The 13434-nt window shown below is 38.2% G+C and carries 14 protein-coding genes; 13 read left to right on the top strand and 1 reads right to left on the bottom strand.

The window, feature by feature from the left end:
* From AC4G3N_RS12735 to AC4G3N_RS12725, 3 genes are all read left to right on the top strand, one after another.
* Entirely contained in the window at positions 1 to 795 is a 795-nt protein-coding gene (locus AC4G3N_RS12735) for an NAD kinase (protein ID WP_066102367.1), read from the top strand.
* A 121-nt stretch (positions 796 to 916) separates the two neighbouring features.
* Positions 917 to 1804, top strand: a complete 888-nt coding sequence (locus tag AC4G3N_RS12730) for an RluA family pseudouridine synthase (protein ID WP_066101416.1) — start codon at positions 917 to 919, stop codon at positions 1802 to 1804.
* Between the two features lie 98 nt (positions 1805 to 1902).
* Positions 1903 to 2226 carry a hypothetical protein gene (locus AC4G3N_RS12725; protein WP_491090311.1) on the top strand — a complete coding sequence of 108 codons (324 nt, stop codon included), beginning with the start codon at positions 1903 to 1905 and terminating at the stop codon, positions 2224 to 2226.
* Positions 2227 to 2316: 90 nt separating this feature from the next.
* Here the strand turns inward: AC4G3N_RS12725 and prpE are convergent, their stop codons facing one another.
* Entirely contained in the window at positions 2317 to 3063 is a 747-nt protein-coding gene (prpE, locus tag AC4G3N_RS12720; protein WP_139891574.1) for a bis(5'-nucleosyl)-tetraphosphatase PrpE, read from the bottom strand.
* Positions 3064 to 3195: 132 nt separating this feature from the next.
* Between prpE and mgtE the strand changes: the two genes are divergently transcribed.
* From mgtE to spoVAC, 10 genes are all read left to right on the top strand, one after another.
* Positions 3196 to 4557 (top strand): magnesium transporter, encoded by a 1362-nt coding sequence (gene mgtE, locus AC4G3N_RS12715; RefSeq protein ID WP_066101407.1) that lies wholly within the window; start codon positions 3196 to 3198, stop codon positions 4555 to 4557.
* 108 nt (positions 4558 to 4665) lie between these two features.
* Positions 4666 to 5445 carry an enoyl-ACP reductase FabI gene (gene fabI, locus AC4G3N_RS12710; RefSeq protein WP_066101403.1) on the top strand — a complete coding sequence of 260 codons (780 nt, stop codon included), beginning with the start codon at positions 4666 to 4668 and terminating at the stop codon, positions 5443 to 5445.
* A gap of 288 nt (positions 5446 to 5733) precedes the next feature.
* On the top strand, positions 5734 to 6753 hold the full coding sequence (locus AC4G3N_RS12705) for an ABC transporter ATP-binding protein (protein ID WP_373925457.1): 1020 nt from the start codon (positions 5734 to 5736) through the stop codon (positions 6751 to 6753).
* Positions 6731 to 7726 carry an ABC transporter ATP-binding protein gene (locus AC4G3N_RS12700; protein WP_139891422.1) on the top strand — a complete coding sequence of 332 codons (996 nt, stop codon included), beginning with the start codon at positions 6731 to 6733 and terminating at the stop codon, positions 7724 to 7726. The genes AC4G3N_RS12705 and AC4G3N_RS12700 overlap by 23 nt, the downstream gene beginning before the upstream one ends.
* Before the next feature lie 13 nt (positions 7727 to 7739).
* Positions 7740 to 9338, top strand: a complete 1599-nt coding sequence (locus tag AC4G3N_RS12695; protein WP_491090310.1) for an ABC transporter substrate-binding protein — start codon at positions 7740 to 7742, stop codon at positions 9336 to 9338.
* Between the two features lie 75 nt (positions 9339 to 9413).
* Positions 9414 to 10421, top strand: coding sequence for an ABC transporter permease (locus AC4G3N_RS12690; RefSeq protein WP_066101395.1), 1008 nt, complete (start codon positions 9414 to 9416; stop codon positions 10419 to 10421).
* Between the two features lie 57 nt (positions 10422 to 10478).
* The gene (nikC, locus tag AC4G3N_RS12685; protein ID WP_066102359.1) at positions 10479 to 11336 is read left to right on the top strand and encodes a nickel transporter permease; all 858 of its coding nucleotides are present in this window, start codon (positions 10479 to 10481) and stop codon (positions 11334 to 11336) included.
* Between the two features lie 191 nt (positions 11337 to 11527).
* Positions 11528 to 12106, top strand: coding sequence for a hypothetical protein (locus AC4G3N_RS12680; RefSeq protein ID WP_491090309.1), 579 nt, complete (start codon positions 11528 to 11530; stop codon positions 12104 to 12106).
* 364 nt (positions 12107 to 12470) lie between these two features.
* The gene (locus AC4G3N_RS12675) at positions 12471 to 12941 is read left to right on the top strand and encodes a sporulation protein (protein ID WP_139891419.1); all 471 of its coding nucleotides are present in this window, start codon (positions 12471 to 12473) and stop codon (positions 12939 to 12941) included.
* A gap of 12 nt (positions 12942 to 12953) precedes the next feature.
* Positions 12954 to 13433, top strand: a complete 480-nt coding sequence (gene spoVAC / locus AC4G3N_RS12670; RefSeq protein ID WP_066101382.1) for a stage V sporulation protein AC — start codon at positions 12954 to 12956, stop codon at positions 13431 to 13433.
* Position 13434: the final 1 nt, after the last annotated feature.

The following is a 13434-nucleotide window of genomic DNA, read 5'->3' as shown; positions in this document are numbered from 1 at the left end:
ATGAAATATGCAGTTACGTCTAAAGGAGATACCAAATCCAATCATTTTATGGAGCAAGTGAAGGATCAATTGGATAGTCTGGGTGTTATTTATGATGAGGATCAACCTGATGTTGTTATATCTGTCGGCGGTGATGGAACATTGTTATATGCCTTTCATCGTTATAGCTCACGTCTTGATAAAACAGCATTTATAGGTGTACATACGGGTCATTTAGGTTTTTACGCTGACTGGAGACCTGAAGAGATTACAAAGCTAGCTAATGCTATAGCTAAGACGCCTTACCAAACTGTTGAGTACCCACTGCTGGAGGTTACTGTTCGATACAGTCACGGTGGCAGAGAGTCAAAATATTTAGCCTTGAATGAATCAACTGTTAAAAGTGTGGGGAGTACATTGGTGATGGACGTAGAAATTAGAGGGCAATCCTTTGAGAGGTTTAGAGGAGATGGTTTGTGCGTATCTACTCCTTCAGGCAGTACTGCTTATAATAAAGCCCTTGGTGGTGCTATTATTCATCCTTCCATCCCTGCTGTGCAATTGACGGAAATGGCTTCAATCAATAATAGAGTGTTCCGTACAATTGGATCTCCTCTAATACTGCCAGGTCATCATACCTGTATGATGAAACCAGTAACAAATGATGATTTTCAAATTACAATTGACCATTTAAGTCTTTTGCATAAAGAGGTAAAATCGATTCAATTCAGAGTGGCAGATGAACGAATTCGTTTTGCTCGTTTTAGACCTTTCCCATTTTGGAAAAGAGTTCGTGATTCTTTTGTTACAGAATAAAAAGAAAGTTATAGTAGGTGACCTAAAAGAATGCAATTGTCTTTTGGTCACCTTTTTTACTGAATAAATAATCCTTTAGCTTAAAAAGCTATAAATATGAATAATGAAAAGGAAGGTCTCCATGGTGAAGCCATTTACATTAGAGTGGACAGTAGAAAATCAGGAAAGCAATAAAGTTTTGAGAGAATATTTGGCGGATAAAAAAATATCAAAATCAGCGTTGGCAGATATTAAATTTAAGGGTGGTTATATTTTTGTTAATCAGCAAGAAGTGACGGTGCGATACATATTAAAAACTGGTGATCAGGTTACCGTAATCTTCCCGAAAGAGGTGGGAAGTGAGCAGCTGATAGGTGAGAAGATACCTCTTTCTATTATCTATGAGGATAACTATGTAATGGTCGTCGAAAAACCGGCCGGCATGTCTACAATTCCATCTAGAGAGCATCCAGCCGGTAGCTTAGCCAATGCAATCATTGGCCATTATGAACAAATTGGCCATTCAGCGACCGTTCATATTGTCACAAGATTGGACCGGGATACGTCTGGCTTGGTCTTAATAGCCAAGCATCGCCATATACACCATTTATTAAGTTTGTCTAAATCTATAAAAACGGTGGAGAGAAAATATAAAGCAATCGTCACCGGTGTGATTACACCCTTGGCTGGAACAGTGGAAGAACCTATTGGCCGTATGGATACCAGCATTATTAAACGTGAGGTACGGGAAGATGGCCAATATGCATGCACGGAATATAAAACGCTGCAATTATTTGAACGGTATTCACTTGTGGAATTAAAGCTGCAAACCGGAAGAACGCATCAAATACGAGTACATATGGCACATTTGGGGCATCCGCTAATAGGTGATGATTTATATGGGGAAAGCAGACAACTGATTAAGCGGCAGGCATTACATTGTTATTCGTTGAAATTTCTTCATCCAATAACGGGGAAAGAACTTTCGTTTGAGAGTGAATTACCAGAAGATATGATGCAATTAATATAGGGCTTATGAGTATTTGAGCAGATATATCTATTTTTAAAATAAATAAACTGAGGATAAATAAAGTTTTGCAAATAAGTATTTTAAAAGGAGTGAAAATAATGGTAAATAACATCAAAACAATAGATGAATGGATTGCTGATAATCATTTGAATCCAACCGAAGTTGGTTTTATTGAAACAATCCTTACCTTTGCTTCTACAGTAAGGCATCTCCAACATAAAAAGACAGCTATGAATGAGGCGATCAGGACCATGTTTCCTGATAAAAGAGCTGAAATAACTCCAAAAATAACATACCAACAACTTGAGAAAATCCTGATAGACAATGACATATCAATTGATTTGGAGACAATGCTCAATCAATACCTTTCACAAGGAGTATGTGTTGACCTATGTAATGAGTTACTTCTGGATCGAGGATAATTCGATTTTTTTAACCAAAAGTTTTCTTGGAAAATAAAAAGGTGCTGAATGTCGCATAATAGGACAATCAGACACCTTTAATTACTAGAATTAATTGTCATAAGTATGAAATTTTTCTGGAACAAGCTGTTGAGAGGAGGTTACTGAGAAAAGGGCCATATCTGGGTAACGCAAAGCAGTTAATTTTCCTCCAAATACAGCTCCTGTATCGATATTGTACGTATTATTTTTAATTCTTGGTTCGCGGACAGGCGTATGCCCATAGACAATAATCGGATCACCTGGATGTCGAAGTGCCCAGTCCCTTCGTTCTGGTCTTCCATCCGGCAGTGTTTTTCCGGTTATATCCCCATATAAAACAAATGTTTTAACACCCTTATGTGTTGCTCCTATAAATTCTTTTTTGATACCGGCATGTGCAAGGACAAGCTTACCTTGATCTAAGACAAGATAAAGAGGAGCTGACTCGTATAATTGCATAAAATGGTCGCGCACCTTCTTTCTTACTGGTTTAGATAAAGCCTCAAGTTCAGCAATCGTTGTCTCTAAGCCATGTACAGCCTTTACTTTATTGCCTAGGAAATAACGATATAGTTTATTGCAATGATTACCCGGTATATATAAGGCAGTTTTCCGTTGTATGGTTAATGACCATACAAGGTTAATCATCTCTATAGAATTAGGTCCTCGATCAGTAATATCGCCTATAAAGACAGGGGTATTTCCGTTTGGATGGACAGGAATATTATCCTCATTAAATTGATAACCCAGTTTGTGGAATAATTCGATACATTCCCCATAACAACCATGTACATCGCCTATACAATCATAGATCATTTGCATCACTTCCTTCTATTACCTCTATATTACCCTTTTTTAAAGGGTTTCAATTATATCTATTTAGGAAATTGTAAAGGGTATGATAGATACGCCTTAAACGACATAAAAAAAGGTATGGTGACCTCTAAAATGGAAATTCAGGAAAGCAAGCAAAGAGATTTACTGCGTTTATTAAAAGAAGAGAACCTCCAACAGTTTCGGATTATATTTTTAGATATTCACCCCTATGATCAGGCAAAGTTTTATGCGAATTTAGAAGAAAAAGAACGGGCAACTGTTCATCACTTTCTCTCACCGGATGAAATGGCAGAGCTAATAGGGAATCTTGCTTATGAATATGAAGAAGAGATTGTAGAGAGAATTTTAGCAGAAATGGATCCTCGATATGCCGCCTCTATTTTAGCTGAAATGCATCCGGATGATGCTGTTGATTTGCTCAGTAATTTGGATAAGGAACAAATAATCAGTTATTTGTCTTTAATGGATGAAGAACAATCGCAAAATATCATGCATTTGCTTCACTATGAGGAATCAACTGCAGGAAGTATCATGACGACTGAATTTATAAGCATTGCAGAGAATCAAACAGTAGGATCTGCCATGAAACTAGTGAGGAAGGAAGCACAGGATGCTGAATTAATTTATTATATTTATGTTATGGATGAAAAGCAAAAATTAACAGGGGTACTATCCCTGCGTGATTTGATTGTGGCAGATGATGATACAATGGTCTTTGAATTAATGAACAAACAGGTCTATTCGGTGAAAGTAAGCGATGATCAGGAAGAAATAGCTCGAAAAATGAGAGACTATGATTTCGTTGCGATGCCGGTTGTTGATTTTCAGCATCATCTGGTCGGCATTATAACATTTGACGATATGATTGATGTTATGTATGAAATAGCTTCCGATGATTATTCCAAATTAGCAGGGGTATCCGATATGGAATACATAGATAAAAGTCCTTTTTCATCTGCCCGTAAAAGACTCCCGTGGTTGATTATATTATTATTTCTAGGCATGATTACCGCTAATTTAATCGGTCAATTTGAAGAAACTTTATCGAAAAAGGCAATTCTGGCGGTGTTCATCCCCTTAATTGCAGGGATGGCTGGGAATACAGGTACACAAAGCTTGGCTGTTATAGTGAGAGGAATTGCTACAGGGCAAATTGAGGATGAAAACAAGCTAAAGCTCCTTTGGCGTGAAGCGGGAACAGGACTTATAACCGGAATATCATGTGGAATCGTGGTTACCATTATCGTTTATGTTTGGAAAGGTGAACTAATTCTTGCTGCCCTCGTTGGTATTTCCATACTGGTAACATTAATTGTCGCCACATTAGCGGGTAGCCTTGTGCCTTTATTGATGCATAAGATGAATATTGATCCTGCTGTAGCCTCAGGACCATTTATTACGACCATTAATGACTTAATAAGTATTCTTATTTACTTTGGAATGGCTACTCTCTTTATGGGTTATCTCACATGATATATTTAGCTGAAAAAACAGAAAATGGTTGCGATTCTTCTTTACTTAGTTTAAATTAGTAGTAGGTACTAATAACTTGTGTTAATTATTTAAGGAGGAATCCTTCCTATGAACTTAAGTATGGATGGGAAAACTATTGTTGTAATGGGTGTGGCAAATAAAAGAAGTATAGCTTGGGGTATAGCTAATTCACTTTACCAGGCTGGTGCTAGATTAATTTTTACATATGCAGGGGAACGAATGGAAAAGAGTGTTTATGACCTTGTAAACAGCTTAGAGGGTGGAGAAGAGACCTTCGTCCTGCCATGTGATGTTACAAAAGATGATGAAATCGAAGGATGTTTTGCTACGATTAGAGAAAAATATGGAAAGATAGACGGGATTGCGCACTGTATTGCTTTTGCCAATAAGGAAGAGCTTAAAGGTGAGTATATGAACACGACGAGGGACGGGTTCCTATTGGCCCAAAATATTAGCTCTTATTCATTAACAGCTGTTGCAAAAGCAGCAAAAGAAATCCTGAATGAAGGGGCTAGTATCGTTACTCTTACTTATCTTGGTGGTGAACGAGTAGTCCAAAACTATAATGTCATGGGTGTGGCCAAGGCCTCACTTGAAGCAAGTGTGAAATATTTGGCTAATGATCTTGGGCCTAACGGCGTAAGAGTAAATTCTATTTCAGCAGGAGCAATCAGAACCTTGTCGGCCAAAGGAGTCGGCGATTTTAATGAAATTCGAAAAGTATTTGAAGAGCGTGCACCTTTGCGCAGACAAGTAACCCAGGAGGAAGTGGGAGACACAGCCCTATTCCTGTTCAGTCCATTGTCCCGGGGAATTACGGGGGAAAATATCCATGTGGATTCAGGGTATCACATCTTAAGCTTATAAATAAAATGACTCTCTATTGCAAGGTGGCTTTGATAACCGCTTTTGAAATAGAGAGTTTTTTTTATGAAAAGTGTTACTGTGTAAATCAGTCAATCAATCACCTAAATAAAGTGGAACTGTTCCCCCTTCATTATTGTGTTAAGATCCAATATTATTCTCCTATACAATAAAAATGTTATAAATTTCTAATAAAATGATAGTCAATTGGGAAAAGCTGTGACATAATAAATCATAATATTTTAAATATTTTAATAAATTACATAATAATATTACGCAGGAGGGAATGGCTTGGATGACACTGTGGTTTTAGATGTAAACCATTTAACCGTTTCTTTTATGGATGATGGAAAATTGGTTCCTGCAGTTGAGAATATCGATTTCCAACTTCATAAAGGAGAAATTCTTGGTATTGTTGGTGAATCAGGAAGTGGGAAGAGTTTGACCTCTTTATCCATTATGGGACTGCTTCCACAACCGCCGGCTATTGTTGATCCCCAGGCAGTCATTAATTTTGAGGGAGACAATTTATTAAAAAAATCCGAATCAAAAATGAGGAAAATTCGCGGGGATCGGATATCTATGATCTTTCAGGAACCGATGACTTCTCTTAATCCTTTGTTTACAATCGGCCAACAAATGATTGAAGCATACAGGCTGCATAGAAACAGTAATAAAGTTAAGGCGCGTACTGAATGTATGGAAATGTTAAAGCAGGTAGGGCTGCCTCGGGCTGCTGATTTAATGAAAAATTATCCACATGAGTTATCAGGCGGTATGAGACAGAGGGTTATGATTGCGATGGCCATGGTTTGCAAACCAAACATATTGATTGCAGATGAACCGACTACGGCACTTGATGTTACCATTCAAGCCCAAATTCTTAAGCTGATGAAAGATTTAAATAATCAAACTGAAACATCAATCATTCTCATTACTCATGATCTTGGAGTGGTGGCTGAAATATGCGATCGCGTTCTTGTTATGTACGCAGGAAAAATTGTTGAGAAAGGAACGGTCAGGGATATATTTAAAAATCCTAAACATCCATACACAAAAGGATTACTGAAATCTGTACCCGACATCCGGCAGAAAGATAGTAAATTATATTCCATTCCAGGTAATGTTCCGAAACCAGGAATGATTCAAAATGGCTGTGTATTTGCTCCGCGTTGTGAATATGCCATGCCTGCCTGTGCCACAATGACTCCGGAATTACAAAAGGTGTCTCCCCAATATCAATGGGTAAGGTGCCTATTATATCAGGGACAGGAAGGAGGCATCCATCATGACGGAGCTATTAAAAGTTGAAGGCCTGAAGAAATTTTTCCCTATTAATGGAGGAGTTTTGAGCAGGAAGATTGGTGAAGTAAAAGCCGTCAATGATATATCCTTTCATGTGAAAAAAGGGGAAACTCTTGGGATTGTTGGGGAAAGTGGCTGTGGAAAGTCAACAACCGGCAGATTATTAATGAGATTGATTGACCCAACAGAAGGAAGTATTGTCTTCGAAGATAAGGAAATCATGTCTATGTCAAAAAAGCAGCTTAGACAAGTGCGACGTGATATTCAAATGGTTTTTCAGGATCCTTATGCGTCATTAAATCCGAGGCATTCCGTCCAGCAAATATTAGAAGAACCTTTAATTGTTCATGGCATTGGCAATAAGAAGGAGCGGGCAAATAGGGTAGCAGAAATGATAGATGTTGTGGGACTCAGTTCCTATCATTTAAAACGTTATCCCCATCAATTCAGTGGCGGTCAGCGTCAGCGGATCGGTATTGCCCGAGCCCTAATGACAAAACCTAAATTAATTATTGCAGATGAGCCTGTTTCTGCGCTTGATGTATCCATACAGGCCCAGGTACTAAACCTGTTAAAGGATATCCAAAAAGAATTTGGACTTACTTATATTTTTATAGCACATGATCTGGGGGTTGTCAGGCATATTAGTGATCGCGTTGGAGTCATGTATTTGGGGAGAATGGTAGAATTGTCGGGCAGCGAAGAGTTATACGAACACCCTCTTCACCCGTACACACAAGCTTTATTATCTTCAGTACCAATACCAGACCCTGATATTAAACGTGAATCCATCATCTTAACTGGAGACATCCCAAGCGCATCCAATCCACCGAGTGGTTGTGCATTCCATACTAGATGTCAGCATGCAATGGAAGTTTGTAAGACTATTAATCCAGTATACCAAGAAATAAAAGGGGATCATTATGCTGCATGTCATCTCCATGGTGAACATGACAGCAATGATAATAAACAAATATAAGAGGGGGTTTCATATGAAAAAGCTTTTATTGGCTATGGTCAGTATTCTAATGCTAAGCGTTGTACTGGCAGCATGTAATTCTGGCGACAAGGAGACTGAAGGTGGAGGCAGTGAAGAGAAAGGAAATACAAAGGATACACTTGTTTTTGGGCGTGGCGGTGATTCCACTTCGTTAGATCCAATCACGACAACCGAAGGAGAGTCATTTAAAGTCACGATTAATATTTTTGATACACTGCTAACTTACGGTAAACAGGATACGACGCTGCAACCTGGGTTGGCTGAAAAATGGGAGGCTTCTGATGATGGTCTTTCATATACATTTACATTGAAAAAAGGCGTTAAGTTTCATGATGGTACTGATTTTAACGCAGAAGCAGTAGTATTCAACTTTAACAGATGGATGAATGGCAATGCTGATCAGTTTCCATATTACAGCATGTTTGGCGGCTATAAAAAAGATGAAGGGCATGTCATTAAGGAAGTAAAAGCGGTTGATGAATCGACTGTTCAATTTACTTTGAAAAGACCTCAGGCGACCTTCCTTAAAAATATTGCAATGAGCTGTTTTGGAATTGCCAGCCCTACTGCAGTTGAAAAAGATGGTGATAAGTTCCGGGAAAATCCAGTTGGTACCGGTCCGTATAAATTTAAAGAAAAAGCAAATGACAAAATCGTTATTGAAAAGAATGAAGATTATTATGTAGACGGAGAGCCAAAATTAAAAACAATTATTTTCCGTACGATTCCTGATAACTCGGCACGTTTGAATTCATTAAAGATTGGTGAGATTGATGTGATGGACGGTGTAAACCCATCAGACCTTGAAACAATTAAAGGAGATGCAAATTTACAGGCTATTGAACGTCCTTCCATGAACGTTGGGTATCTTGGCTTTAATGTAACGAAAAAACCATTTGATAATCCAAAAGTCCGTCAGGCTTTAAGCCATGCCGTTGATAAGCAAGCTATCATTGATGCTTTCTATTTAGGAATGGCAAAACCAGCGAAAAATCCTCTGCCGGATTCAGTGGAAGGCTATAACGATGAAATTCAGGATTATGAATTTGATTTAGATAAAGCAAAAGAATTATTAAAAGAAGCTGGTTATCCGGATGGATTTAAAATGGATCTTTGGGCTATGCCAGTTCCGCGTCCATATATACCAGAAGGAAAGAAAATTGCAGAAGCGATTCAGGCAAATTTTGAAAAAATTGGAGTTAAGGCAGAAATTCAAACTGTAGAATGGGCTACATACCTTGAAAAGGCAGCAGCTGGCGAGTTCCCGGCCTATATGCTGGGCTGGACAGGTGATAATGGAGACCCTGATAACTTTATCTATACATTGCTTGATAAAGATTCAATCGGATCTAACAACTATTCCTATTACGCGAATGATAAGCTCCACGACATTTTAATTGAAGCGCAAACAATTGTTGATCAAGACAAACGGAATGAGCTATATAAACAGGCTCAAGAAATTATCCATGAAGATGCACCGTGGATTCCGCTCGTTCACTCAACGCCTTTGTTGGCAGCATCAGCTGATTTAACGGGACTTATACCGCATCCGACCGGATCAGATATTTTAAAGAATGTAGAATTCAAGTAAAACTGTGTTAAGTAAGGGCGCCTTTACATGGATGATTCATATAGGGGCGCCTGTTTATTATGGAGGTGCATACAGATGTTTTCTTATACAATGAAAAGGATTCTGTCTGTTATACCGGTTCTGTTTGGAATGACGCTGATTGTATTTGCCATTGTCAGAGCCATTCCTGGAGATCCGGCACAGGTTATTTTAGGGCAAAGGGCAACAAAAGAGTCCATTGCAGTTTTAACTCAAGAGCTTGGATTGGACAAAGCCTGGTATGTTCAATACATAGATTATATTAAGAATTTGTTTACCGGTGATTTGGGTACATCCATTAGAACGAATGCAGAGATTACTAGTGAGATATGGCCATATATTGCTGCTACGCTAGAATTAACGCTAGTTGCGATGATTATTGCCATCGTTATTGGTGTAAATGCCGGCATCATCAGTGCGTGGTTTTCAAATTCCTGGTTTGATTATTTAGCTATGATATTAGCCTTAATTGGAGTATCCATGCCTATTTTTTGGCTGGGGTTAATGGAGCAATGGGCTTTTTCCCTTCAGCTGGGTTGGTTACCGACAACGGGACGTGAAGATATCAGAGATCCAATCAATGCGATAACTAATTTGTATTTGGTGGATACGTTGCTGCAAGGTGATTTCGATCAATTTTTTGTGGCGGTTAAGCATTTGATTATGCCAAGTATCGCTTTAGCAACTATTCCAATGGCCATTATTGCTAGGATGACAAGATCGACTATGCTTGAAGTTATGAAATCAGATTTTATTCGTACAGCACGTGCAAAAGGTGTCAGTATGTTTTGGGTGGTGTACAAGCACTCTTTGAAAAATGCATTTATTCCGGTTTTAACTGTCATAGGGCTGCAAACAGGATTACTTCTTGGAGGGGCTATTCTGACAGAAACTATTTTTGCTTGGCCGGGCATAGGGCGTTATTTATATGAAGCAATCGGCTATCGTGACTATCCGGTTATTCAATCTGGTATTTTACTGATTGCGGCTGCTTTTGTATTCATTAACTTAGTTGTCGACCTCCTTTATGCATTGGTCGATCCACGAATTAAATACTCCAAATAAAGGGTGGTGTAGACATTGGGGGAATTAGTACGAAATACAGAAGAGACACCATTGGTAATGGATGAAAAAGTGGTTTCTCCATGGGGGGAATCATGGGCTGCCTTTAAACGTAATCGTTTGGCAATGGTGGGCCTTGGTATCGTCTTATTCTTTATATTATTGGCATTATTAGCTCCGATTATTGCTCCTTATGGATATAAGGAGGTTAGTTTGACAGACCGTTTAAAACCGCCATCTGCTGAACATTGGTTTGGAACAGATGACTTTGGGAGGGATATTCTTTCACGAATATTATATGGTGCGCGTATATCCTTATCCGTTGGATTTTTCTCTGTACTGGGTTCTGTTATAGTAGGTTCAATAATGGGGCTTGTAGCTGGATATTATGGCGGATGGATTGATACAATTATTTCACGTTTTTTTGACATCCTTCTTGCCTTTCCAAGTATCTTATTGGCAATCGCGATTATTTCTATTTTAGGGCCATCTCTGCAAAATGCCCTGATTGCAATCGCCATTATAAATATTCCGAATTTTGGCCGCCTCATAAGATCTAGAGTACTGAGTGTTAAACAAGAGGAATATATTATGGCAGCCAATGCAATTGGTATGAAGGATTCAAGAATTCTCTTTCGTCATATCCTTCCAAACAGTATGACACCAATTATTGTTCAGGCAACATTGGCAATTGCAACAGCAATTATAGAAGCAGCGGCGCTTGGATTCCTCGGTTTGGGAGCACAGGCACCGACACCTGAATGGGGAAAAATGCTGGCGGATTCGAAGGGTTTTTTAGTACAGGCTCCCGGAACGCTCTTTTTCCCAGGATTGGCTATCATGTTAACTGTCCTAGGATTTAATTTATTGGGTGATGGACTGAGAGATGCCCTTGATCCAAAAATGAAACAGCGTTAAATAAGAAAATAAAAATAGTATGAACCGCTCCTCTGCAATTGTCAGAGAGCGGTTTTTTTGCGAAAAATTGGCTATGGGCAGGCAATGTCATGATAAACCATAATTAACGCTTTCAGCAAAGAGGGGAGCTCAGATATATCTACAGTCTTTTGCACATATATATAGCAGATAGAAGCTAAGGAGGTAACTATATGAGCCATAATGAGATTAATAGTGCACTGCCAGCAAATGCTTGGCTTGATAAGGAGCAAATAATGAGACGATTGCGTGAAGAAGAAATAGTGGAAATAGATGACTTTTTTACAAATACTGCGACTAAAGAATTGATGCATAAAATTAATCAGCAACAGGAATGGGAACAACATATTGCTGATAAAGATAATTCGCGTGAAGGACTTGAAGAGGGAAATAGTGATGATAGTTTGCAGCAGCAGCCCCCATTATTAAGCTTTGAGATAGAAAAGAAACAATATACTGATTTGCTGAAAGAACGGGAGCCTGATTTATTGGATGTAAGTGAAGCGAATGGAAAAACAAAGCGTAAACGTATAGAGGATATGACGAAGGAGGAATTAGTCACCTATCTCTCCAAAATGCCGTCGCTCATGTCGAGCCCGGTCTGCGATTTTATAGTGGAAGATGGGAAGCGGCTGAGGGGAACGATTGAAAAAGTAAAGGGGGATTATGTCTATATTAAAGTTGCGTTTGGGAAGAAATGGATTAAATATACATTGCAGCAAATAAAAGAAATAAAAATAGTTCGTTTTTAAAATACTTCTGTATCGGATCTGGTTATCTGTATTAGACAAACCAAACCTTCCTACATACTTATACTGTATGAGTCCTAATCAGGGAAGGAGGACCCCTTTTATGAAGATACCAAAACAAAAAGCAAGCCAAATCAAGAGAACGCCTTCCAAGCAAAAGAAAAAAAACTGTGGATGTACAAAAAATAATAAAAAAGGTCGTTTACAACCATAACCTGCTGTTTAGTCAGCAGTTTTTTTTATTTTAGGTTGTTATGCAGCAATTAAGCTACATCTAATGTTATTCCAAATAAATTGGATAAAATGCCGTGTTTAACAAACAATACAGGATAATAATTTCAATTTGTAATGAGGGGGTGATGGTGCTATGAATAAAAGGATTTCTGTATTTTTAATTATAGCTATGTTTTTCACAATAGTAAGCGGATGTTCCGGTGACTCAAGCAGTAAAGAAGCCAAGATGTCACTTATTCAATCCGTGGATCAAGATCCCGTTTATCTTGGTGATCATTCAAAGGCACCATTAGAGAAAATAAAAGAGAAAGTAGCTTCCCATAAAGAAATCTACGATGTGGCTGTTGTCCAAAAGGATAAAGATATTTTGGTTGCGTACAAGGTTAAGCATATGCAACGCTTTCGAATGAAAAGTATCGAAAGTAAATTAGATAAGGAGTTAAAGAAAAACTTTAAATCCTTTGATTTTACTGTATCAAGTGATATGAAAATATTTCTTGAAACAGTCGAGTTAATCGTGAATGTGAAGGATAAAGGTTACTCCAAGAAAAAAGCTGGAAAATGGTTTGATAAAATAATGAAACTACAGAAGGATATGGCATAGGCAGGTGTACATATGGCAAATAAAAAGAATGAAAAACTAACCCCTGAACAACAAAAATATAAAGAGCTGGAACAAAAATATGAAGCAAAACGTCCTGTTGTAAAGAATTGTATTAAGGCATTTTTTGTAGGTGGGCTATTTTGTCTACTAGGACAAGTTATTACGTATATGTATATATTTTATTTTAATTTTACTGAGCAAACAGCCAGTAACCCAACTGTAGCAACGATGATATTTTTAGCTATGTTATTAACAGGCTTTGGGGTTTACGATCGAATTGGCCAATTTGCTGGAGCGGGAAGTGCTGTTCCAGTTACGGGATTTGGTAATTCCGTCATTTCAGCAGCGATTGAGCATAGAACAGAAGGATTTGTGCTTGGGGTAGGAGGAAATATATTTAAATTGGCTGGAACTGTAATCCTATATGGTGTTTTTTCAGCATTTGTCGTTGCATTAGTAAAGCAAATCTATCTAATGGTTATAGGAGGTTAAT

This window comes from Bacillus sp. z50 (assembly GCF_058313585.1).
The sequence above is the reverse complement of the archived record's forward strand: the minus strand, read 5'-3'. Positions and strand labels throughout refer to the sequence as shown.